Consider the following 21,856-nt stretch of genomic DNA (forward strand, 5'->3'; position numbering starts at 1 on the left):
CTATTTGAGTGAAATTAATCGCGATCGCCTTTGAGTTTGAGAGGAGGCGATCGCACTTGTATTCTTCCTGTTCGAGGGGCGATCGCACTCATCACCATGTGCCAGTTGCGTCCATGACCACGAATTTCAAAGGTGGTACCCGCCACGTGATTTATCCGTGGGCTCAATCCAAAATCTAAAATCTAAAATCCTCAAGCCCCCGAATTGATCTCGCGCAAGTCAATCCAAAATCTAAAATCTAAAATCTAAAATCGAATGACTGTCCTCATCTTCCCCATCCCCCCATCTTTTCCATCCCATCATCCTCTTCTGCTCCTCAGCACCTATACTTAAAATTGGGATCTTACAGTTAATTTTTTTAAACCGAATGTTCAGCATTGACATCATTGTGAAAAATACGCCCGTCTCGCTGTCGGTGCAGCGGAAGTTGGAGGAAGACGCTGAGACTGTTTACCAGCAGGTACTGGCGGCGATTCGCAACTCCCAACCGCAAATTTTGGAACTCACCTGCGAGAAAAATCCTGAGAAAAAGGTGGCTGTACTCAGCAGCGAGATTTCTGGGGTGGTGGTTTCTCAGAAATCGGGGGCGTCATCTACAGGCAGATCCCCTGGTTTTGTCTCGATGACAGCAGAATGAGGGCTGGGGGTGTTGGTGCCGATATGAGCCAGTCAGCCGTTGCTGTGCGGGATTTGGGTTTTTGCTGGCCGTCGGGCGATCGAGTGTTGCAAGGTTGCTCTCTGGATGTACCCAAGGGCGAGTTTTGGATGCTTTTGGGTACTAACGGCAGCGGCAAATCTACGCTGTTGAGGCTGATGGCTGGGCTGCTGCACCCCCAGTCGGGAGAAATTGACCTGGGTGGGCGGGTGGGTTTTGTGTTCCAAAACCCCGACCACCAATTGGTGATGCCGACGGTGGGTGCGGATGTGGCTTTTGGTTTGGTGGAGGAAAATCTTTCTAACGTTCAGGTGCGGGAGAGGGTGGCGGAGGCTTTGGAGGCTGTGAATTTGCTGGATTTGCAGCGGCGGCCGATTTATGCTTTGAGTGGGGGCCAGAAGCAGCGAATTGCTCTTGCTGGGGCGATCGCCCGTCACTGCGAAATTCTGCTGTTGGACGAACCGACGGCTTTGTTAGATCCTGATTCTCAGTTGGATTTGGTGGCGGCGGTGCAGCGGTTGGTGAAAAATCGCGGGATTACGGCTTTGTGGGTGACTCACCGTTTGGATGAGTTGAATTATTGTGATGGGGCTTTTTTGTTGGAAAAGGGCGAGGTGGTCGATCGGGGAGATCCGGCGCGTTTGAAGCAGCGGTTGATGCAAAGTCAAGATGTTTAGGTGTTAAGCAATGCTTGAATTAAGTCATTCGGCGATTGAAATCGCTTCTACAGAAACGAAGTCTGCCTCCGCAGACTAAGAGGATGGCGGTACGCCAAATCAATCTCGCAATCCTCGATCGCGCAACCAAGCATCTGCCCAAATTGTATCGGCTTCTGACAGCGCTGGTATGACTTCCCAGTTGCGATAATCTATCTTGAGGTCGTAACTTGCTATGTCATAAATTTGATTGAATAATTCCTGCAAATTGATTATAGGTTCGGTATCGCCCGATCGCAGTGGTAAAGGAAAAGCAGGCAGCGGGTTCTGCACGTTAAAAGCGTACAAATCTGCTCTGGGACGGCGATTTCCCCGACACACCAAAACGCTATAGTGGCTTTCAATGTCATTGCCAATAACTGGCATTCTTTGACCGCGCCGCAATAAATCTATTTCAATTAAATGAGTGCGACTGGATAAAATTTCTTCTCGCTTTTCTTCGTACATTTGTCGCCCTTTTCCTGTGCGCTTATTGCTAGGCGAGAGGAGTTCAATCAGGGTGATTAGTTCTTGGTTTCCTCTTTCTCTAATTTCTAAATAGCCTTCCCGAACCTGGTAGGGCATGGGAATATTTACTGTCAAGGGTTGTGTTGGGGGCGCTGCAATGGCTACGTTTGATGTGATTAATTCGGTTGTAGTTCTTGGCTGAATTACGTTTACATCAGGAATGCCAATTGATAAATTGTCGTCAGCGGTTTCATAGATTCTCACTTCCAACGAGACTAAATACTTAGGACGCAGTTGGGGAGACAAAAATCTAAAAATTTCACTAATTAACAAGTGATGTAGGGCAGGCCAGAGTTCAGGATGCTCTAAATACGGGTCCATACCGGGGAAGGGAGATGGCATTGATGTGACTCCTTGACTCAAATCTATTTCCAGTTTAGTTGAATATTTGTGGAACAGGCATCTTGCCTGTTTCTTGGGCGGGCAAGATGCCCACCCCACAACATATTTTAATGTTTGTGGAACCGGCATCTTACCTGTTGTTCACACTTTTCAACGCTTAAACTTCGATCGACAATTGTGCCGGAATTGGAACGCTGTTTTCATCTAACACAGACACCGCATTTAGGAAAACAATTGTATGCGGGACTGCGGGCATTAAGCGGCGCAGTGCATTTAGGTAAGATTCGGCATCGGGGCGGCGGGCGAAACGGGCGACTGTTAAGCGCTGACAGTTGGGGAGGTGGCGAATTATGCACCAAGGTTGAAGTCGATCGCGATATGTCGGTTGTTTTGGTATCATAGGAAAATCCTTCCCACTTTTGTGGGTGGTGAATGAAAGGCGATCGCCCTTGATTTCTCAGGTCCGAGGGCGATCGCTTATTTATGTTTTATATTAAACTCGAATACTCGAGTGTTGTCAAGAGGGAATGGGACGAATTAGGCTGCGAGTTCGAGAATTTGCTCAAGAGAAGGGTTGGAATCTGACAGAAGTATCCAAAAGAACAGGTATTCCATATACCACGATCATTACCTATGCCAATTCTCCAGGCATGGCTACCGTTGACTACACAGCTTTGGACAAGATGGCCCGTGCGTTCGATATTGCGATCGAAGATTTAGTTGAGATTTTGGAACAGTAAACTGATTTGTCAGCGGGAAGATGGGATTAATTCGGTTGCGGGTTCGAGAACTAGCTGAGGAAAAGGGTTGGACGCTCAAAGAAGTCTCTGACAGAACGGGAATTCCCTACAGCACGGTTAAAAAATACGCCCAAGCTCCCAAAATGGCAACGGTGGACTATACGGCTTTGCAGAAACTTGCTGCTGTCTTCGATGTGATGGTGGAAGACTTGGTTGAGGTTTTGGAACGGTAAACTGATTTGTGATTTAGTTTTTGCACTTCTTGCAACAGTCCGTCGGGGGTTGAAACCCCCGCCTCAAAGCTCAAGTCGTCTAAAGACGACTGAAAAGGCGATCGCTCTCCGCTTCAATCCTTTTTTGCAACAGTCCGTCGGGGGTTGAAACCCCCGCATCAAAGCTCAAGTCGTCTAAAGACGACTGAAAAGGCGATCGCTCTCCGCTTCAATCCTTTTTTTTAAATTTTGAATCAATCATTTCTTCAGTCCACAAAGCGTGGACTTTCGTTTTGAGGCAGGGGTTTAAACCCCTGCCGGAATGTCGCAACAAATGCAAGATATTTGTTCGATGCCCTCCCAAAGTTCAGAAAGGGGTAGAGTTTGTCCGGTTACAGCTTGTCGCCAGGATGTGCGAAAGCTTTCTCCTGAAAAATCTGTGTCTGCTTCGGGCGTGATTTGGTTTTCTAGAGAATGGGTTTGTTGAATGATTGTGGATAGTGTTTTTAGGAGTTCAAGCTGCTCTGTAAATGAAAGTGACCGAGCCAGATTGATGGTTTGTTGAAGTTGCGATGTCATGGTGTATCCTCCATCTTTAATTTTTCATTTTGCATTTTTAAGCGTGAGCAACTATTCCAACATACTGAAAATCTCAGAAGTGACTAAACGTTACTCTAAGTTTATCAAAATTCCGAAAAAAAGGGAGAAATTATCACTCTCCCCTCCTCCTCTGCGCCTTTACGGTTGATTCCCCTACTTCATCTCATATCCAAACAAATTCGGATCGACTTCACCCAAATTCAAATCTGCCAAACCATACTCAGCCCAACGCCTTTCTACCATCGCCGCCACATCCGGATCGGACTCCAAAACTTCCCCCCATTCGTGATCGGTTTCCGGCGGCATCTTCGTAGTAGCATCAATCCCCATTCTGCCTCCCAAACCAATCTTTTCACTGGCAAAATCTAACGTATCAAAAGGCGTATTCGGCAGAATAAATACATCCCGAACCGGATCGACTTTAGAACTAATTGCCCAAACTACTTGACGCGGGTCGCGAATGTTGATACTTTTATCGACAACAATCACAAACTTAGTGTAAGTAAACTGCGGTAATGCACTCCAAAATGCTAAAGCAGCCCGGCGCGCTTGACCGGGATATGCTTTATCGATCGAGATAATTGCCGCTTTATAACTCAGGGCTTCCATCGGTAAGAAGAAATCGACAATTTCCGATACTTGCTGCCGCAAAATAGGCGTATAAATACGGTTAAGCGCGATCGCCATCATTGCTTCTTCTTTCGGCGGCCGCCCGCTAAATGTGGTCAGATAAATCGGGTCTTTGCGGTGCGTCATGCAGTGGAACCGCACCAACGGCGAATCTTCCACGCCGCCGTAATAACCCATGTGATCGCCGAAGGGCCCGTCGGGCAGAACTTCCCCCGGCGTAATCGTTCCTTCTAACACAATTTCCGAGTCCGCCGGTACTTCCAAATCTACCGTTTTGCACTTCGCCAATTGCACGCCGGAACCGCCGTAAAGTCCGGCAAATAACCATTCCGATAAATCTACAGGAATGGGGGTTGCTGCGGCGAGAATAATCAGGGGATCGACTCCCAGGGCGATCGCAACTTCCAACTTTTTACCAGCCTGCGCCGCTTTCCGCAAGTGCCGCGCGCCCCCCCGCACCGATAACCAGTGTACAGTCATCGTGTTTTTTGACTGCAACTGCAACCGATAAACCCCCACATTCGGCGTGCCCGTTTCGCAATCTTTGGTAATTACCAAACCCAGGGTGATAATTTTGCCCGCATCTCCCGGATAAGGGCGAATCATCGGGATTTTGTTCAAATCCAGCCCTTCTCCTTCAAATACCACTTGCTGACAAGCTGGGAAAAAGTCGCGGCCCGGTTTGGCTTTTACTACGTCAAACAGCACTTTGCCGAATTCTATCGCTTGGGAAATCTTTTTCGGCGGTTTTGGCTGTTGCAGCATTCCCAGTTTTTTGCCGAGCTCTTCTAGTTCGATCAGCTTTTCCATGTTCATCGCCCAGCAAACGCGCTCTTCCGTACCCAACAGATTGATTGCGACGGGGAATTCGGCCCCTTTGACGTTTTCAAACAGCAGTCCAGGGCCGCCTTTTTGCAGCATTTGGTTGGAAATTTCGGCAATTTCGAGGTCGGAATCGACTAAGGCGCTAATCCGGCGCAGTTGTCCCCGTTCTTCGAGTAGTTTTAGGAATCCCCGCAAGTCTCTAGCCATTTTTTTTAAGAATTGTTAACGTTCTTTTGTTATTATGAGCCGATCGACTGCCACAATTTACTCCTGAACCGCTCAAAACATACGTATTTAACGAACCGCGAAGACGCCAAGGGCGCGAAGGAAGAGAAAGAAGAAGATAGGTAATGCCTTGTTCGGTTCGGGAGTAGGCTGCATAATGGGTTAATGAAATGTCCTCGATGCGAATCTGACCAACTTCGTAAAAACGGCCGTCCCAACGGGCACCAGCGGTATCTTTGCAAAGCTTGCCGCAAACAATTCTTTGAGCCGCCCAGTCCGCAGTCTTTCAGTCGCAAATGCACCGAAACACGGTTAAACGAAGTTATCCCGCAAGGAATCGCCCCTGCAACCACCACAGAGTCCGGCGGGATTGCGATTTTGCTGTTAGATGCCGAAAATCTGAAACTTAAGCTTAATACAGAACAATTTTTAGCGGGTTTGTGCGACTATCCCCTGCAAGTTAAAATTGCTTTTGCTAACTGGAAAAATCCGAGTACGGGGAAGTTGGATGCTGAACTTTACGATCGCGGTTACGAACTGATTCACGTTCCGGGCGGTGCGAATAGTGCTGATGGTAAGATGATTGCTTTTGGCGCTGCTATTTTATATCGATATCGGGATGTGCGACAAGTTTTTGTCTGTTCTTCGGATGGTTTGTTAAATCATCTTTGCAATCAGTTGCAAAATCAGGGAGTGACTGTGTTTCGGGTGCGTCGGCAAAATTCGGTTTTGTCTGTAGAAAACTGTCAGAATGGTGAGAGCAAGCACTATTCTTGCGAAAGGGAAGAGGAAATCCCTAGTTTTGAAGAATTGGCTAATCAAGTTGCAGAGTTGTTGAAGGCTGAACACAAATCTATTGATGAGCGAATCGCTCGTTTTTATAGTGTGGCTGAGCTTTTTAAAGAGCGCCGTAATGTTGCGTTCAATTCTACAAATTCCCCAGCAGCAGCACTGGCGGAGTCAGCACAAAACCAACTTCCCCCGGTGCTTGAACCATCTTTGGCGACCGTTGCTGTTCCTCCAAATATTGCGGAGCAAAATTTGCCAGAAATAATACCTGCTGTCAATTCAAAGGCTATTGAGTCGCTGGATGTTTTAAAAAATATACTTGTAGAAATAATTGACTCTGCAAAAAATGAGTTGAAAGAGGATGCTATTCCTGTAACAAGAATTAAGAAAGTTTTTTTTGCTAAATATCACTCTCATGCTGATTTAATTGTAAAAAGCTTTTTGGGTAAAGCTTCTAGTTTAATCAAATTTTTGCAGTTGCAATCAGCTACGTTTAAAATTAAATTAATCGGTACAGAACATCAAGTGGGACTCGTTCAACAACCCTCCGATTCAAAAATTGAATTATCTGCCGCCCTCGAAGCATCGGTAGCAAAAATTGTAATGGCATTAACTGCTGAATCTCCAGGTAGTTACATTCCGATTCCCCAGGTGGCCGGCGAATTTAAAAAGCAATACGGTCAACCAATTACTAAAAAGCTGAAATCGCTGGATTTGGACACCAAGTTTGCCGATTTTTTGCAGTCATGTAAAATATTTAAAGTTAAGAAAAAAGGTAAAATTTATGAAGTGGCGATCGCACAGTCCGCTCCCTGATGTATTTAATAAATCAGGTTTCCGAGTTTTCGGTCGAAAAATTTAATCTATTATTAACCAAAATTTAAGACAAGCTTATTCTTTTATTATTTAATCTATTATTAACCAAAATTTAAAACAACCTTATTCTTTTTGCTCCCTTTCCTTGCGGATTTCAGTCTATCCTAGGTCGTAGATTTGCAAAGTCGGCTATTAAGGGAGAGGAGGAATATGAATTTTTTCACAGGACGTTGGCGACGTAGTTTTATAGTGACACTAGCAGCAGCAGCATTTTCGCTGACTTTGATTAGTTCCGCTGTAGCTGCTGTTACCCTAAACGGTACGGGAGCCACTTTTCCGAAACCCCTTTACGATCGCTACTTCTCTCAGATGAGAAGTGCAAATCAAATTACTGTAAACTACCAAGGAACTGGTAGCGGTGCTGGCATCAAAGCATTAATTACAGGGACTGTTGATTTCGCAGGCAGCGACGCGCTGATGACTGCTGCACAAATCGCTGAGGTAAAGCGGGGTGTAATAGCTGTTCCCACGGCTGGCGGCGCTGTTGCAGTTGTTTATAACTTGCCCGGAGTGACCAATCTGAGGCTAAGTAACGATGCTCTGAAAGGCATCTTTGAAGGGAAGATTACTCGCTGGAACGATCCTAAAATAGCCGGAATTTCTGGACAAGCTAAAGGCTTGCCAAATACTGCGATTCGAGTAGCTGTACGCGCAGATAGCAGCGGTACAACCTTTATTTTTGCTAACCACTTGCAGGCAACTGGTAGCAGCATCAAAGCTGCCGCTCAGCCGAGTTGGCCAGGAAGCCCTGTCAGTGGTCAAGGAAACCCCGGCGTAGCTGCTTTGGTGAAGAATACAGCCGGTGCGATCGGCTACGTTCAAGATACTTTTGCTCGGCAAAACAATCTCCAAACAGCATTTATTCAAAATAAAGCTGGCCGGTTTGTAGAGCCTAGCTTGGCTGAAGCAGAGAAAGCTTTAGCAGGGGAAACATTCCCCGCAGATTTCCGCTTAGTAGAAGGCAATCCTAACGACGGTTATCCGATTGTTGGTTTGACTTGGCTGTTAATCTACAAACAGTACCCTGCTGCGAAAGCAGAGGCTATTAAAAAGATGGTTAATTGGGTGATGACTACAGGTCAAGGTATCAACAAACAGCTAGAGTTTACTACAATTCCTTCAGCTACAGCTCAAAAGGTGGTTCAAGCAGTTAATCAGACTGTGGTTGCTAGAGGTTAATTGGGGCGATCGCACGGGGTTATGAGTTAAGCGGAGACCCATCTAAATTTTACATTCCTCTCGCTCGTATTTAAATCCTCGATCCCCCCTAACCCCCCTTAAAAAGGGGGGAACAAGAGCATTGAAAGTTCCGCTTATTAAGGGGATTTAGGGGGATTTATGAGGCTTTCAAAGTCAACCCCTACTCCCCTTATTAAGGCAGGGCTGTTTCATTCTCTTGTAGGGGCAATCCCCCCGTGGTTGCCCCGATATCTGAAACCCCTACCCGCTCGTCTATCGGCTGGGCGGGCACTCTTGGCACCGCCCCTACAAAACCCTGGTTTTTCTGAGAATGAAACAGCCCTGCCCTTATTAAGGGGGATTTAGGGGGAGCGAGGTTTCGATACAAACGAGAGAGATAGAAGGTTTCAGCCTTAAGTTGACATCAATGGTACACATTGCAACTCTAGCAACTAATTAGAATCACTCGTCGTTAAAGCAAATATTTCACTTTTTCCGCAATAATTTCGGTATGACCAATATTTCAAAAAAACCGAACAAATTGACTCGGAAACCGACAGAAATAAACACAGAAGTAGATTTGACAGATACTGCTGGTGAAGGTCTATGGATAGAGTCAGGATTTACAGTATTTGTGTGGGGTTTTGCCCTAGCTACAGCGGGTACGTTGTTTTTGATGAGTGCGGTAATTTTTAAAGATGCTTGGCCTGCTATTAGCAAATTTGGACTCTCATTCTTGTGGAATCCCAAGTGGGATATCGGCGAGTTGCAATTTGGGGCTTTGCCGTTTATTTACGGTACTGTAATTAGTTCTGCGATCGGCATAATCATCGCACTTCCTTTAGGGCTGTCAGTAGCTATAGTTACTAGCGAGAACTTCTTACCCCTTTGGGTGCGATCGCCCTTGGGATTCATGGTTGAATTAATCTCGGCCATTCCCAGCGTGATAGTTGGGCTGTGGGGAATCTTTGTTTTGATTCCCTTTTTGTTGCCATTGCAGCAGTCATTGTTCGATAATTTCAGTTGGTTTCCCCTGTTCAGTAGCGAACCTTTAGGCCCCGGAATGCTGCCGGCGGGAATACTGTTATCAATTATGATTTTGCCCACAGTAGCCGCCATTAGCCGCGATGTCTTGCTGTCGGTTCCAGTAGATTTGCGAAGTGCTTCCATGTCCCTCGGCGCTACCCGCTGGGAAACAATATTCAAGCTGTTATTACCAGCAGCTAGTTCGGGGATTATCGGCGCCACCATATTAGCATTGGGACGCGCTTTAGGCGAAACAATGGCCGTCACAATGGTAATTGGCAACTCGATTCAAATTAACCCATCCCTGCTCGCTCCCAGCTACTCAATTCCTGCTGTTTTGGCAAGTCAATTTCGCGAAGCTATCGAACCGCTGCACACCGGCGCTTTGATGTATTTAGCCCTAATTCTATTTGTGATCACTTTGTTGGTAAATGCGATCGCAGTATTGTTAGTTCAGCTAATTGGGGCCAAGAAAGCTAAAACTTAACATCATCGAAAGCAATTTGATCGCAAGCCGCACCGCCGGATTTCCCCGCTGGTTCCATCTACAATCTCAAATCTCAAATCGCATGACTCAAGCACAAAATTCCAACAGTATTCTGGATGCAGAAATCAACAACCCCCTGTCGCTAAGCCGAACTTTTTTCAGCCGGGGAATGACAGTTATCGCTTTCGCTCTGACAGCTCTCGCCCTGCTCCCTTTGTTTGCTATTTTATACAAAATTCTGGGGGAAGGACTGACACATTTGAGCTGGGAAGTGCTATTGTCTCTACCAGCACCCGTCGGAGTTGAAGACCAGCCCAACGGCTTTGCAAATGCGATTCTCGGCACTGCTTTAATGGTAGGAATTGCGACATTAATCAGCGTACCTATAGGCGTAATGACGGGAATATTTTTGTCGGAGTTTGGGAGAGAAAACAAAGCGATTACCAATAGTATCCGGTTTATAACCGTCATTCTCAGCAGCGTTCCCTCGATCGTAGTTGGCGTCTTTTCCTACGCCCTAATTGTCGTTACCACCAAAGCATTTTCATCCTTAGCAGGCGGTTTTGCCCTCGGCATAATCATGCTTCCAGTTGTTGCTCTGACAACAGAACAAGCATTAAAATTAGTGCCTACTTCTTACCGCCTCGCTTCTGCTGGTTTGGGAGGGGGACGCTTTCAAACTATGTTTCGCATTATCATACCCTCAGCACTTCCAACTATTACCACAGGTATTTTACTCGCTGCTTCCCGCGCCGCCGGCGAAACCGCACCGCTGATTGTAACGGCGTTATCGAGTCAATTTTGGCCTCCTTTAGTTGATAAGTTGGGCGAGATAATGCAGTCTCCCATAGGTGCAGAAACTATCTCAAAACTCAAAGAAATTCCCGAAACACTGCTGACTCCGACTCCTTCTATGTCGGTATTAATATATAGCTACGCTAGCTCTCCTTACAAGGAGCAGAACGAATTGGCGTGGACTGCTGCCTCTGTGCTTTTGGGCATGGTTTTAATTGCTAGCGTCGCATCCCGTACAGTAACTCGGAAACGCTTGCAAAATCGATAATTCAATAACTAAAGTGCATCTCTCAGTCAAATATTAACAATATAACCAGGCAAATAATGAAACCTAAAGCTAACTTGAAATCCGAAGACTATACACATCAATTCCTAGAAGATGCCACCCCGGAAATTGACCCCAATGCAATGCCAGCCCTGCGGGTTCAGGACTTGAGTTTTTATTACGGAACTCACAAAGTCTTAGAAAATTTATCGATGAATATCCCTCATCCGCAAATTACGGCGATTATTGGGCCTTCAGGTTGCGGGAAATCTACCTTTCTCAAAGCTCTCAACCGGATTGGTGAATTGGAGGGAAAGGTTCAAATTAAAGGAAGAGTAGAGTTTTTTGGACAGGATATTTACAGCCCAAAAGTAAACATTAATAGTTTGCGACGCCAAATTGGGATGGTTTTTCAAAGACCAAATCCTTTTCCGCTGAGCATCTACGATAATATTGCTTACGGCGTGAGGATTTTTGGTCGCAAAAGCAAAGCAGAATTAGATGAAATTGTGGAATCTGCACTCAAAAGTGCGGCGCTTTGGAATGAAGTCAAAGACGATTTGAAGAAATCGGCTCAGGGGATCTCGGGGGGACAGCAGCAGCGACTTTGTATTGCTCGCGCTTTGGCTGTGAAGCCGAAAATTTTGCTGATGGATGAACCTTGTTCTGCTCTTGATCCGATTTCCACGATGAAGATTGAGGAGTTATTTCAGACTTTGCGGCAGCAGTTAACTGTTGTGATTGTGACGCACAATATGCAGCAGGCTGCTCGCGTTTCTGATTACACGGCATTTTTTAATACTGATGAAAGTCGCATCGGCCGCCTGGTTGAATTTGGCCCGACAAGTAAGATTTTTACTTCTGCGGGCAATTCGAGTACGAGAGATTACATTCAAGGCCGTTTCGGTTAATACTTACATCTTGAGCCTCTTTCAGAACAGGCAAGATGCCTGTTCCACAACAGACAAATATTTGTGTGGAGCAGGCATCTTGCCTGCTATAGTTATGTTTTCAGAACAGGCAAGATGCCTGTTCCACAACAGAAAAATATTTTTGTGGAGCAGGCATCTTGCCTGCTATAGTTATGTCTTCAGGACAGGCAAGATGCCTGTTCCACAACAAACAGACCAATATTTTTGTGGAGCTGGCAGGTTGCCTGCTATAGTTATGTTTTCAGAACAGGCAAGATGCCTGTTCCACAAGAGAAAAATATTTGTGTGGAGCAGGCATCTTGCCTGCTATAGTTATGTTTTCAGAACAGGCATCTTGCCTGTTCCACAACAGAAAAATATTTGTGTGGAGCTGGCAGGTTGCCTGCTATAGTTATGTTTTCAGAACAGGCAAGATGCCTGTTCCACAACAGGCAAGACAAATATTTTTGTGGAGCAGGCATCTTGCCTGCTATAGTTATGTCTTCAGGACAGGCAAGATGCCTGTTCCACAACAAACAGACAAATATTTTTGTGGAGCTGGCAGGTTGCCTGCTATAGTTATATCTTCAGAACAGGCAAGATGCCTGTTCCACAACAAACAGATAAATATTTTTGTGCAGGCATCTTGCCTGCTATATTTATGTCTTCACCACTTCTGAAGCGAGAGTTAGGTGTTTTTGGCGCAACTCTCATGGGCCTGGGTTCAATCCTCGGTACCGGAGTATTTGTGAGTATCGGCATTGCTGCGGAAGTTGCTGGGCCGGGAGTGATTTTGGCTGTAGGTATTGCAGCTTTTGTTGCTGTTTGCAATGGCCTTAACAGCGCTCAATTAGCGGCAAATCATCCTGTTAGCGGTGGTACTTATGAATATGGCTACAAATATCTCAATCCTTGGCTGGGTTTCACTGCAGGCTGGATGTTTTTGTTGGCGAAAACGGCTTCTGCGGCTACTGCTGCTTTAGGTTTTGCGGGGTATTTTTTAAATGCAGTTGGTGTAGCCGATCGCACTTACCTGATCCTAACAGCTTTAGTCGCCCTCGCCGCCATCACTTTAATTGTATTGACGGGAATTAGGCGATCGAATATTGCCAATACTGCCATAGTCTCAGTTACACTTCTATCCTTAGCGGTGTTTGTTGCTGTCGGTTTGCCAGAGGTAAGGTGGGAAATGGCCACCGTACAGAATGATAGCTCGATCGGCTCCATCTTCCAGGCCACCGCCCTAATGTTTGTCGCTTATAGCGGTTACGCCCGCATCACCACAATGAGCGAGGAAGTGCGGGAACCGAGGCAAACCATTCCCAAAGCCATAATTTTCACTTTGGTGCTGACAATGCTGCTTTACGTCGGGGTAGCAGTAGTTGTCGCGGGCGCGGGGGGAGCCGATAAATTGTCTTTACAAATAGGCGGTACGACTGCACCTTTGGAAGTCATCGCCCGCAGTTTCCCAGTTCCAGGAGTTTCTCAACTGCTAGCCGTCGGCGCAATTACCGCTATGTTGGGAGTCTTGCTGAACTTAATTTTAGGGCTGTCGCGCATCTGGCTGGCGATGGGGCGGCGCTTGGATATGCCGAGAGTCTTGGCGCGGCTGAATCCTTCAGGGACAACTCCCTACGTGGCTGTGGTGGTTGTCGAAGTTACGATCGCACTTTTAATCCTCGTCGGCGATGTCAAAACCACTTGGTCATTTAGCGCTTTTAGCGTTTTGATTTACTACGCTATCACCAACCTCGCCGCGCTGCAACTTTCCCCCGCCGAAAGGCTTTATCCGCAGTGGTTGGCTTGGGTGGGTTTGGGGAATTGTCTGTTTCTGGCTTTCTGGGTGGAGAGGCAAATTTGGCTGACAGGATTGGCATTAATTGTCGCCGGTTTAATTTGGCGGGCGATCGTCCGAATCCCGGCGAGAAACTAGAAGTGTGATAAATTGAAACAGCATCCCGCATTGTAGAGGGCCATGCCCGATCGAACCCCCTTGCTGGCGACTCAAGAATCTCTCGCATTCAGCGCCATCAGTCGCTATATAGCTCAAACCCTCATTACCATTCAGGAAAAGCATCCCGAATGGATAGCTGAAAAATACAGGAAAACCCCCTGGGGCAAACCTGATTTTCAGTCAGTTTTGATTGGAAAATTGACAAAAAGTTTCAGCGTAGCCAGCGATACAGATTCCCTGCTGCTGACTGCGAAAAAATACCTGCAAATTCTGCTGGTTCCAGAATTCGTTAATTCACCTCAATTCAGCAAATTATCTGCCAAAATTCAGCAGCTAGCCCAATCTCAAACAGCACCAGCTAAATCACAAAACTCAGTTTCGTCAGAACCTCCAACTCCAACAGCCAATCAACCAGCCCCGCTTCCTAGCGGCATTGCTATCTTGCTGCTTGATGTCGAAAACTTGCAACTCAACATCGAAACCGAAAAATTCCTAGAGGGAATTTGCCACTATCCCATCCAAATCAAAGTTGCCTTTGCCAACTGGCGCAGCATGGGCAAAAAAGATGCTGAATTTCACCAGCGCGGCTATCAACTCATTCACGTCCCCCCCGGCAAAGACAGCGCCGACTTAAAAATGGCTACAGTCGGCGCATCGATTTTCGTACATTATCCCACAGCCAAAGAGATTTTTGTCTGTTCGTCCGATCGCGCCCTCACTCACCTCAGCAATACACTGCAAGCCCACGGATTAACAGTATTTCAAGTCCGCAAACAAATAGATAAAATCATAGTTTTAAACAGCAAAACCGGACAAGTAGAAACCCATTCCCTCGTAACCACACCGGAAATTACACCCCTAGAACAATTAGTTATTCAGCTAAAAGAATTAATCAAAAAAGAGCAAAAACGCACATCAACTCAGTGGATCAAACTTTCTACTGTTTCAGCTTTATTTAAGGAAAATTACGGCTTAGTCCTAAATCAAGTTGTTTCTCATCATTTGCTCGGCACTAAAACCAGGGATATCTTTCTCAAATATCCCACCGATTTTGCCCTCCACAAACCCTCAGAAACTTCTCAAACTTATGTCACTCTTTTTGAAGTGAGATTATCGCCTCCACCGCCAATACTTAACCAAGAAAATCTGAATAACCACCAGGCAGCACCTGCCACCTTGACAGATATTAATTCTCTGGAAGACTTGGAAAGAGCTCTTGTCAAAATCGTTGGCGAGTTAACCGGCAACTCTCCTGAAAATTCTGTATTTCTCTCCAATGTAGGCAGCGAATTTCACCGACAATACGGCAAACAAATTACCCAAATAATTAAAGATTTTAATCTCGGTAGGAAATTCACTAAATTTTTGCAATCCTGCGCTTCTCTCCAGCTAAAAAAAGCCGAAAAAGGCTGGCAAGTTTCCCTCAATTAATTAAAAATTAAAATATATAGCCTTTCTCAGTAACATGAGGTGTTCTTGGGCATTGACCAAACAGGGCATTGGCCAAACAGGAAGAGTACCTTACTTTCCTGAGAACCCCTATGTAAACGTCCAATTACAACTCACATATTGCACCGGAACAGGCTTTCCGGCCTGTTCCACAAAGAGTGAATTTTCTTGTGGAACAGGCCGAAAAGCCTGTTCATACGCAAGATGCCTGTTCCACAAAGAGTGAATTTTCTTGTGGAACAGGCCGAAAAGCCTGTTCATACAAAGCTTATTGAGAATGGTGCAACATCCCCATTACTAGCAACTTGAGCTATCATACAATCTGGACGTAAAGAAATGTAAAGGGATATGCAGGACAAAGTTGTGGTTGTGGTGGGTGCGACTGGCGGCATCGGTTCAGCAGTGGCCCGCAAACTCGCTGAGGCGGGTGCGAGGCTAGTGCTCGCCGCCAGAGACAGCAGTAAGTTAGACGCTTTAGCTAGCGAACTTTCAACAACAGAGGTACTGTGCGTGCCCACAGATATCACCGATTTGCAGCAAGTCGAGACGCTGATGCACAAAGCTGTGGAACATTTCGGACAAATTGATGCCCTCATAAACGCCGCCGGTGCCGGAATTCTCAAGCAGTGGAACAAGTTAGAACCCGCTGATTTAGATGCCATGCTTGACTTGAACTTAAAAGGCAGTTTTTACACGTCTCAAGCAGCGGCGAATGTGATGAAAGAGCGGAAATCCGGGCACATTTGCAATGTCATCGGGATTTTGGGCAAGCATTCGATGGCGATGGGAACGGCTTATTGCGCTTCAAAGTTTGGGGTAGTTGGTTTCAGCAAGTGCATGGCAGATGAGCTGCGACGCTACGGCATTAAGTTTACGCTATTCTATTTTGGCGGGGTGGATTCTCCGTTTTGGGATAATGTGAGTTTGAAGGTAGACAGGTCAAAAATGCTGACTACTGAAACTGCTGCAAATGCGATTATGTTTGCTCTTTCGGCTGACCCGCAAGCTGTGCCGATGGAGATTAATATTCAGCCGGAAAGTCATTTGTTCTTTTAGCGATTGAGGAGTGATTTGAATGCAGAAAGCAGCGGAAGCTGAAGGCAATAAAAATTATGATATTTTTAGGTTTGAGAACTTGTACAGCACTTAATTATGTAGGTGCACGGGCTGGTGCACCTTACCCCTATAAGTAGCGCGTCAAACCATTTTTTTGCCTTAGTCCTATTGGCGAAGGCCTAGCGGTCAAACCTCAGTTATCACAGAACCGGGTTTCTTTTAAGTGCCGACTTATTTCTACCTTCAGAGGGAGCTAGAATATTCAATTTTTAGGTTATTATTAAGTGGGCGCGCAATAAAAAGTATGAAAAATATCCATTACTCAATTCCTCCGTTGCAATTTCGCCTTGAAAATCAGCAGATTTTCCCTTTTTCAGTTTCCATTTTCAATTATTGATTATGGAGTTCGATCGCATTCACTTCTACGTTGAAAATGCTAAAATATCCCGCGACTGGTTTGTCAGCCGCTTAGGCTTTCAATCAACTGCCGGTTATGCCAACAGCCACACTCAAACTGAAGTTGTCAGCAGCGGCAATGTATGTTTTGTTTTATCTTCGCCCCTGACACCCGCTAGTCCCGCTGCTAGTTGGTTGAAGTTTCATCCTCCAGGGATTGCCGATGTGGGTTTTCGGGTAAAAAATATCGAATTAGCGGTAGCTAGAGCGGCTGCGGCAGGCGCTAAAATCCTGGAACCGATTCAAGAAGACCTAAACGAAAGAGGCTATTTTAAGCGGGCAAAAATCGCTGGTTGGGGAGATTTAATCCACACGCTCGTTGAGCGCATTGGCGGCCATTCACTGCTATCGGCTTCTCCTAAGCTGCCGATGTTTACCCTAATCGACCACGTAGTGTTAAATGTTGAATCAGGGGATTTATCAAGTGCTGTTAGTTGGTATCAAAAAATATTAGGTTTTCAACCGCAGCAAAATTTTGACATTCAGACGGAGAAGTCGGCTTTGCGGAGCCAAGTTATGGTGCACGCTGAAGGTGGGGTGCAATTCCCGATTAATGAACCGGCATCAGCTAATTCTCAAATTCAAGAGTTTTTGAGTGCAAATCGGGGGCCGGGAATTCAGCACATGGCTTTGCAAACTAATAATATTGTGGGGGTTGTTGCCGATTTGCGATCGCGCGGTTTGCCTTTTCTGCCTGTTCCTCCCACATACTACTCCGAATTGCAGCAGCGACAAAACTATTTACCCGCAGATTGGCAATCAATTGCAGCTTGTCAAGTTTTGGCAGATTGGCAAGAAGATACTCCCGCAGCGATGCTGCTGCAAATCTTTACCCAGCCAATTTTTGCAGAACCGACTTTCTTTTTCGAGATTATTGAGCGCCGAGTTAGTTTAGTTAACGGCACACCGGTGCAAGCTGGAGGTTTTGGGGCGGGGAATTTTCGAGCTTTGTTTGAGGCCATTGAACGCGAACAAATGAAGAGGGGAAGTTTGATAGATGATTGATAAAGCTTCCACTTTTTTGGTCATATCCGCGTGTTAATCAGCACGGCGATATCTTTCCACCCGTAGGCAATTTCTTTGAGTGCAACTCCTGCTCTAGTTGTCTGCTGTTCATCTACTTTTTCACCTCCTAATAATTCATAAAACCTATAGGCTGAATTGTCTCCTAGTACCCAAACTAGCATCGAGTTCAAACTTAATTCTGCCAATTTTGTGGCAACTGTTCTCACGAGTTGCCGTCCGATTCCTTGACGCTGATATTCCTCCAAAATATAGATGGCAAATAATTCTCCTTTATATATATATTTGCCGGTGCGCTCGCAACCACCCGCAGCAAAACCCACAATTTCTCCCGATTCATTCTCCGCAACGCACACAAAATTTTTACTTTTTTCTGCGTTTAGGAGGATTTCTTGCCAATTGCTTTCTCGCTTTTCATAGGATAACTGTGCGAGGTAATCTGCTGGTACAATTTCCCGGTAAGCTGTCCGCCAAGTATCTAGATTAACTCGTGCGATTGCAGGTGCGTCACCGATTTTAGCTTCTCTCACAATCATCAGAAAATACTCCTTTGGGGCCCTGAAATTCTCTTTTCAAGTCGAGGGCAACTATACGATCGCGCCCTTCTAGTTTAGCTCGATACAGCGCTCGATCGGCTTGTCCAATTAACCCCTCAATCGATACACCAGCAGCCGGTACAGTAGTAGCGATCCCCATACTGAGAGTTATAAACTTACTTACCTTGGAAGCAGCATGAAAAATTGTCGCCGCTTTCAAATCGCTGCGAATTGCTTCAGCTACCCGTATTGCTCCCTGCACATCAGTTCGCGGCAAAATTACCGCAAATTCTTCGCCGCCGTAGCGGGCGGCTAAATCTCCTGCCCGCTGAGCGTTGTTAGCTAAAATCTCGGCAACTTTTTTTAAACATTCGTCGCCTCCTTGATGGCCGTAATGATCGTTGTAAAGTTTGAAAAAATCGATATCGCACAAAATTAAAGACAGCGACTCTTTTTCTCGCTCCATCAACTGCCATTCTAACTCCAATTTTTTGTCAAAACAGCGGCGGTTGGGAATTTGAGTCAATCCATCCACCGAAGCGAGCCGCTGCAATTCCATGTTAGCTGCTTGTAATTCTAATTTGGCTTGTTCTAAAGCTAAATTTTGCCGAGCTAATTCTTCACTTTGCCGTTTTTCTTGTTCGTACAAAAATCGGATTGAAGCTTCAGCTTCGTACAATTCTTGCTCCGCATATTTGCGCTTGACAAATTCTCCTAATTGAGAACTTACCACCGCTATTATCTGAAGTAAATCTTGATCGGGTGGCAGTTCTTCCCGGCAAAAAAAAGTCATTACTCCTACAACTTGGCCCCTAGCGTGAATGGGGAAACCGAATCCCGATCGCAGTCCCGCTTCCTCTGCCAAGTGCGATCGCACGAAATTGCGATCGCCCACAAGATCGGTAATCCACTGCGTAGAACCGCTCTTGGAAACCGCTCCGGGCAAACCCTCACCCGCCGCCAAAGTAATCTGCTCGTTGTTTTCGGCAAACTCCCTAACTTCCTCCGCTGCCTGCCAAACTGCCACCCGTCGCAAACCAGCAGTTTCCTCGATCGGACAGCAAAGTGGCAGGTACCAAAGTGACTCTTTTTCAGATTTTATTTCCGCACCCAATCTAGTTTCTTCCTCCGCCTCTGCAGGCGTCCAAAGTTCGCCAAGATCCCACCCAAAACTTTGGCAAATAGCTTGCAAAATTCTCGGAGTTGCATTATCTAGAGAACTTGATTCTGATAGGATATGAGTAACAGCATACTGTGCTTCTTGACACTTTTTTATGCGTTGTTGCTTGGTAATGTCTTTGCCGATATAAACAAAATCTTGTATAACCTCGCTATCTGCATCCGGGCTTCCTGTGCTTGTCTCGAAACTAGAGCATGAAAACGCAACAATCAGCTTTAAACCTATTTTCGTTTGGCAAGCTACTTTTACTTGAGGCCAATATTCGCTTTTAAGTGCAGGAGGTAGCTGGCTGACTTTGCGTAACAATTCCTCCTCAGCCGTAATCATGGATATGGATTGGCCGATTAATTCCGATTCGGTATATCCAAATAATTGCTGTGCAGCTTGATTCACTTTTTTGATTTGGCCCGATGTTCCTGTTACGAACAAAACATCCCCTAGGGAATTAATAATTTTGTCAATATAATCGCCAGCCGCAGCTAAGTTATCGCCTTTAATACTTGTTTTCTTGGCAGCATGAACGATGGTTTGCGGAGATCCAATGCTATCTGTCACATCTTCGCATAAAATAATCAATCTGTCAGCAGTGGCTTGTCCCTTACAACCAAAAATGTACAAATTTAGATACAAATAAGAGCCGTCTTTGAGAACTCTGCTAATTGACTTTAACTGAAAGTCTTGCTGTCGTTCTTCAATAATATCTTCAAGGATTCCTTCAATTCCAATCAGTTCAGGAAAACTATCGCGCACGTCTTTTCCTTCGCCTACTTCCTCATGAATGTAGGCAAAATCTTGCACTTTCAAAGATATTTCTTTAATCTTAAGTTCCCGATCGACTGTGAGGTATTCAATCCTGCGTAAGGATAACAGCTTATAAAGAAGAATATTAATACTTCTGGGGCTGCTCTCTACAGTTAATGTTGGAAGCATCTCGTTATTGTAGAGCATCTCTCTCAAAGGTTAGCCGGTAAAGTTACATCAATTCCGGTTGCACCGGAATGATTGTTGACTGTTGACTGTTGACTGTAGAAGGAGGGGTGGAAAAACAGAATGGTTGAGTGTTAACTGTTGACTCGATTTTAGGATGCCGATGCAACCGGAAACGATATTAGTTGTTGTTTGGCTGCTATTTATCATGGGAATTTTTATACTGGCTGATGTCATCACCTGTTACCGCTAGCTAATTTATGCAAACAGTACACTTTGGATTATCCAAGCATTTTTTTGCTTGTTTTAAAAATGGGGCTAAATATTAATTAAACCCACTTTTTTTGAGAAAGCGCAGTCAAAATCAGCCTCGATTGAGGTAGAGATTTATGAACAATATGTAGCTGTTTACACTATTTGTGCGGCACATTTTAATTTTGAATTCCCCGATATGGCTGACAACCGCTCAAGTTGAGGAACAGCACAGTTTAATTCAAATGTTTGCTTTAATTAGCACCATTCCTATAGACCTTACCTCCCCAGGGTATTTGTGTCAATTTTTGTAAAGAAAGTGTTACCTTTAAATGATATAGTATCGAAGGATTTGTATAAAAGCTTAAAAATACTCTGCTAAATGCTGAGACTTATTACCGACTTTGACGGCCCGATCATGGACGTGTCCGATCGCTACTACCGAGTTTACCAGTATTGTCTGGCCGAGACTCAGCGTGAGGGGCAACCAGTGCGCGAACTCCCCAAGGCAGAGTTTTGGGACATGAAGCGCGCGCGGGTTCCCGAAACCGAAATCGCCATCCTCTCAGGATTAGACGCAGCCCAAGCCCGCGATTTTGCCCAGAAACGTCGTCAAACCGTCCACACCCTACCCTACATGATTTACGATCGACCCGTTCCCACCGCTCTGGAAACTCTCGAAAAGGTGCAGGGCGCTGGAGTAGACTTAGTGGTGATGACCATGCGCCGCGTTAGGGAACTAGATGAAGCCTTCAACCGCTGCAATTTAGGGCAATTTTTCCCAGAAAACCGCCGCTATTGCCTCCCCAACGATTACGTTAAAACCGGGGATGTCAAAGATAAGCCCCTGTTGATGGCAAGAGCTCTGGCCGAACTGCCGCCGGCTTCTGACACTTGGATGGTTGGCGATACGGAGGCGGACATCATATCAGCAAAAACGCACGGTGTCAAGGTAATTGGTGTTTTGTGCGGAATTCGCGATCGCACCCAACTAGAAATGCACCAACCGGATTTAATTGCTAACAATTTGAGTGAAGCAGTTGAGATTATTTTAGATAGTCAGTAGTCATTAGTCATTAGTCATTAGTCATTAGTCATTAGTCCTCAATTCCCCAGTCATTAGTCAACAGTCATTAGTCCTCAATTCCCCAGTCATCAATCAACAGTCAACAGTCAACAATTCCCCAGTCATTAGTCATTAGTTATTAATTGTTAGCTGATGTTATTTATCAGAGGTCTTGAT

At 45.6% G+C, this 21,856-nt stretch carries 21 protein-coding genes; 14 read left to right on the top strand and 7 right to left on the bottom strand.

All coding sequences use genetic code 11. From position 1 onward, the window contains the following. Nucleotides 1–14: 14 nt before the first annotated feature. Nucleotides 15–146 (bottom strand): hypothetical protein, encoded by a 132-nt coding sequence (locus QUB12_RS15710; RefSeq protein ID WP_333139016.1) that lies wholly within the window; start codon nucleotides 144–146, stop codon nucleotides 15–17. 221 nt (nucleotides 147–367) lie between these two features. On the opposite strand from QUB12_RS15710, the gene QUB12_RS15715 reads away from it, so the two are divergent. After that, nucleotides 368–637, top strand: coding sequence for a hypothetical protein (locus QUB12_RS15715; protein WP_190663726.1), 270 nt, complete (start codon nucleotides 368–370; stop codon nucleotides 635–637). 23 nt (nucleotides 638–660) lie between these two features. Beyond that, nucleotides 661–1,332 carry an ABC transporter ATP-binding protein gene (locus QUB12_RS15720; protein WP_333307499.1) on the top strand — a complete coding sequence of 224 codons (672 nt, stop codon included), beginning with the start codon at nucleotides 661–663 and terminating at the stop codon, nucleotides 1,330–1,332. A 99-nt stretch (nucleotides 1,333–1,431) separates the two neighbouring features. On the opposite strand, the gene QUB12_RS15725 is transcribed toward QUB12_RS15720, so the two are convergent. Beyond that, nucleotides 1,432–2,220, bottom strand: a complete 789-nt coding sequence (locus tag QUB12_RS15725) for a DUF4058 family protein (protein ID WP_333139111.1) — start codon at nucleotides 2,218–2,220, stop codon at nucleotides 1,432–1,434. 157 nt (nucleotides 2,221–2,377) lie between these two features. Then, nucleotides 2,378–2,620, bottom strand: a complete 243-nt coding sequence (locus QUB12_RS15730) for a hypothetical protein (protein ID WP_333139012.1) — start codon at nucleotides 2,618–2,620, stop codon at nucleotides 2,378–2,380. Nucleotides 2,621–2,747: 127 nt separating this feature from the next. Between QUB12_RS15730 and QUB12_RS15735 the strand changes: the two genes are divergently transcribed. Next, the gene (locus QUB12_RS15735) at nucleotides 2,748–2,960 is read left to right on the top strand and encodes a helix-turn-helix domain-containing protein (protein ID WP_096831645.1); all 213 of its coding nucleotides are present in this window, start codon (nucleotides 2,748–2,750) and stop codon (nucleotides 2,958–2,960) included. 20 nt (nucleotides 2,961–2,980) lie between these two features. After that, on the top strand, nucleotides 2,981–3,193 hold the full coding sequence (locus QUB12_RS15740) for a helix-turn-helix domain-containing protein (RefSeq protein ID WP_190663748.1): 213 nt from the start codon (nucleotides 2,981–2,983) through the stop codon (nucleotides 3,191–3,193). 285 nt (nucleotides 3,194–3,478) lie between these two features. Here QUB12_RS15740 and QUB12_RS15745 read toward each other — a convergent pair whose 3' ends face one another. Together QUB12_RS15745 and QUB12_RS15750 are read right to left on the bottom strand one after the other, a co-directional pair. Beyond that, complete coding sequence (locus QUB12_RS15745) at nucleotides 3,479–3,751, bottom strand: hypothetical protein (protein WP_333139009.1); 273 nt, start codon at nucleotides 3,749–3,751, stop codon at nucleotides 3,479–3,481. 174 nt (nucleotides 3,752–3,925) lie between these two features. Continuing rightward, nucleotides 3,926–5,434 carry a UbiD family decarboxylase gene (locus QUB12_RS15750; RefSeq protein ID WP_333307502.1) on the bottom strand — a complete coding sequence of 503 codons (1,509 nt, stop codon included), beginning with the start codon at nucleotides 5,432–5,434 and terminating at the stop codon, nucleotides 3,926–3,928. A gap of 183 nt (nucleotides 5,435–5,617) precedes the next feature. Here QUB12_RS15750 and QUB12_RS15760 point away from each other — a divergent pair, with 183 nt between their 5' ends. The 9 genes from QUB12_RS15760 (at nucleotide 5,618) to hppD (ending at nucleotide 17,700) form a co-directional block, all read left to right on the top strand. Beyond that, nucleotides 5,618–7,057 (top strand): IS1/IS1595 family N-terminal zinc-binding domain-containing protein, encoded by a 1,440-nt coding sequence (locus QUB12_RS15760; protein WP_445300667.1) that lies wholly within the window; start codon nucleotides 5,618–5,620, stop codon nucleotides 7,055–7,057. A gap of 210 nt (nucleotides 7,058–7,267) precedes the next feature. Continuing rightward, nucleotides 7,268–8,296 (top strand): phosphate ABC transporter substrate-binding protein PstS, encoded by a 1,029-nt coding sequence (gene pstS / locus QUB12_RS15765; RefSeq protein WP_333139007.1) that lies wholly within the window; start codon nucleotides 7,268–7,270, stop codon nucleotides 8,294–8,296. A gap of 511 nt (nucleotides 8,297–8,807) precedes the next feature. Continuing rightward, nucleotides 8,808–9,809 (top strand): phosphate ABC transporter permease subunit PstC, encoded by a 1,002-nt coding sequence (pstC, locus tag QUB12_RS15770; RefSeq protein ID WP_333307505.1) that lies wholly within the window; start codon nucleotides 8,808–8,810, stop codon nucleotides 9,807–9,809. A gap of 82 nt (nucleotides 9,810–9,891) precedes the next feature. Continuing rightward, nucleotides 9,892–10,872: a phosphate ABC transporter permease PstA gene (gene pstA / locus QUB12_RS15775; RefSeq protein ID WP_333139002.1), complete on the top strand. Its 981-nt coding sequence runs from the start codon at nucleotides 9,892–9,894 to the stop codon at nucleotides 10,870–10,872. A 56-nt stretch (nucleotides 10,873–10,928) separates the two neighbouring features. Then, nucleotides 10,929–11,780 carry a phosphate ABC transporter ATP-binding protein PstB gene (gene pstB, locus QUB12_RS15780; protein WP_333139000.1) on the top strand — a complete coding sequence of 284 codons (852 nt, stop codon included), beginning with the start codon at nucleotides 10,929–10,931 and terminating at the stop codon, nucleotides 11,778–11,780. 601 nt (nucleotides 11,781–12,381) lie between these two features. After that, nucleotides 12,382–13,713, top strand: coding sequence for an APC family permease (locus tag QUB12_RS15785; protein ID WP_333307509.1), 1,332 nt, complete (start codon nucleotides 12,382–12,384; stop codon nucleotides 13,711–13,713). Between the two features lie 42 nt (nucleotides 13,714–13,755). Then, nucleotides 13,756–15,165 carry an NYN domain-containing protein gene (locus tag QUB12_RS15790; protein ID WP_333307513.1) on the top strand — a complete coding sequence of 470 codons (1,410 nt, stop codon included), beginning with the start codon at nucleotides 13,756–13,758 and terminating at the stop codon, nucleotides 15,163–15,165. A 366-nt stretch (nucleotides 15,166–15,531) separates the two neighbouring features. Then, nucleotides 15,532–16,239 carry an SDR family oxidoreductase gene (locus tag QUB12_RS15795; RefSeq protein ID WP_333138992.1) on the top strand — a complete coding sequence of 236 codons (708 nt, stop codon included), beginning with the start codon at nucleotides 15,532–15,534 and terminating at the stop codon, nucleotides 16,237–16,239. Between the two features lie 399 nt (nucleotides 16,240–16,638). Next, complete coding sequence (hppD, locus tag QUB12_RS15800) at nucleotides 16,639–17,700, top strand: 4-hydroxyphenylpyruvate dioxygenase (protein ID WP_333138990.1); 1,062 nt, start codon at nucleotides 16,639–16,641, stop codon at nucleotides 17,698–17,700. A 20-nt stretch (nucleotides 17,701–17,720) separates the two neighbouring features. Here the strand turns inward: hppD and QUB12_RS15805 are convergent, their stop codons facing one another. Together QUB12_RS15805 and QUB12_RS15810 are read right to left on the bottom strand one after the other, a co-directional pair. Beyond that, the gene (locus QUB12_RS15805; protein WP_333138988.1) at nucleotides 17,721–18,254 is read right to left on the bottom strand and encodes a GNAT family N-acetyltransferase; all 534 of its coding nucleotides are present in this window, start codon (nucleotides 18,252–18,254) and stop codon (nucleotides 17,721–17,723) included. Continuing rightward, nucleotides 18,235–20,364 (bottom strand): diguanylate cyclase domain-containing protein, encoded by a 2,130-nt coding sequence (locus tag QUB12_RS15810; protein ID WP_333138986.1) that lies wholly within the window; start codon nucleotides 20,362–20,364, stop codon nucleotides 18,235–18,237. Before QUB12_RS15810 ends, QUB12_RS15805 begins: the two co-directional genes overlap by 20 nt. 631 nt (nucleotides 20,365–20,995) lie before the next feature. On the opposite strand from QUB12_RS15810, the gene QUB12_RS15815 reads away from it, so the two are divergent. Further along, nucleotides 20,996–21,679 carry an HAD family hydrolase gene (locus tag QUB12_RS15815; protein ID WP_333138984.1) on the top strand — a complete coding sequence of 228 codons (684 nt, stop codon included), beginning with the start codon at nucleotides 20,996–20,998 and terminating at the stop codon, nucleotides 21,677–21,679. Nucleotides 21,680–21,856 lie beyond the last annotated feature (177 nt).

The sequence above is a fragment of the Microcoleus sp. B7-D4 genome (assembly GCF_036705125.1).
Lineage (GTDB): Bacteria > Cyanobacteriota > Cyanobacteriia > Cyanobacteriales > Microcoleaceae > Microcoleus.

Coding starts and splice junctions, on each gene's coding strand:
- QUB12_RS15715 (WP_190663726.1), top strand. CDS start 368: ATGTTCAGCATTGACATCATTGTGAAAAATACGCCCGTCTCGCTGTCG.
- QUB12_RS15720 (WP_333307499.1), top strand. CDS start 661: ATGAGCCAGTCAGCCGTTGCTGTGCGGGATTTGGGTTTTTGCTGGCCG.
- QUB12_RS15725 (WP_333139111.1), bottom strand. CDS start 2,220: ATGCCATCTCCCTTCCCCGGTATGGACCCGTATTTAGAGCATCCTGAA.
- QUB12_RS15730 (WP_333139012.1), bottom strand. CDS start 2,620: ATGATACCAAAACAACCGACATATCGCGATCGACTTCAACCTTGGTGC.
- QUB12_RS15735 (WP_096831645.1), top strand. CDS start 2,748: ATGGGACGAATTAGGCTGCGAGTTCGAGAATTTGCTCAAGAGAAGGGT.
- QUB12_RS15740 (WP_190663748.1), top strand. CDS start 2,981: ATGGGATTAATTCGGTTGCGGGTTCGAGAACTAGCTGAGGAAAAGGGT.
- QUB12_RS15745 (WP_333139009.1), bottom strand. CDS start 3,751: ATGACATCGCAACTTCAACAAACCATCAATCTGGCTCGGTCACTTTCA.
- QUB12_RS15750 (WP_333307502.1), bottom strand. CDS start 5,434: ATGGCTAGAGACTTGCGGGGATTCCTAAAACTACTCGAAGAACGGGGA.
- QUB12_RS15760 (WP_445300667.1), top strand. CDS start 5,618: ATGAAATGTCCTCGATGCGAATCTGACCAACTTCGTAAAAACGGCCGT.
- pstS (WP_333139007.1), top strand. CDS start 7,268: ATGAATTTTTTCACAGGACGTTGGCGACGTAGTTTTATAGTGACACTA.
- pstC (WP_333307505.1), top strand. CDS start 8,808: ATGACCAATATTTCAAAAAAACCGAACAAATTGACTCGGAAACCGACA.
- pstA (WP_333139002.1), top strand. CDS start 9,892: ATGACTCAAGCACAAAATTCCAACAGTATTCTGGATGCAGAAATCAAC.
- pstB (WP_333139000.1), top strand. CDS start 10,929: ATGAAACCTAAAGCTAACTTGAAATCCGAAGACTATACACATCAATTC.
- QUB12_RS15785 (WP_333307509.1), top strand. CDS start 12,382: ATGCCTGTTCCACAACAAACAGATAAATATTTTTGTGCAGGCATCTTG.
- QUB12_RS15790 (WP_333307513.1), top strand. CDS start 13,756: ATGCCCGATCGAACCCCCTTGCTGGCGACTCAAGAATCTCTCGCATTC.
- QUB12_RS15795 (WP_333138992.1), top strand. CDS start 15,532: ATGCAGGACAAAGTTGTGGTTGTGGTGGGTGCGACTGGCGGCATCGGT.
- hppD (WP_333138990.1), top strand. CDS start 16,639: ATGGAGTTCGATCGCATTCACTTCTACGTTGAAAATGCTAAAATATCC.
- QUB12_RS15805 (WP_333138988.1), bottom strand. CDS start 18,254: ATGATTGTGAGAGAAGCTAAAATCGGTGACGCACCTGCAATCGCACGA.
- QUB12_RS15810 (WP_333138986.1), bottom strand. CDS start 20,364: ATGCTTCCAACATTAACTGTAGAGAGCAGCCCCAGAAGTATTAATATT.
- QUB12_RS15815 (WP_333138984.1), top strand. CDS start 20,996: ATGCTGAGACTTATTACCGACTTTGACGGCCCGATCATGGACGTGTCC.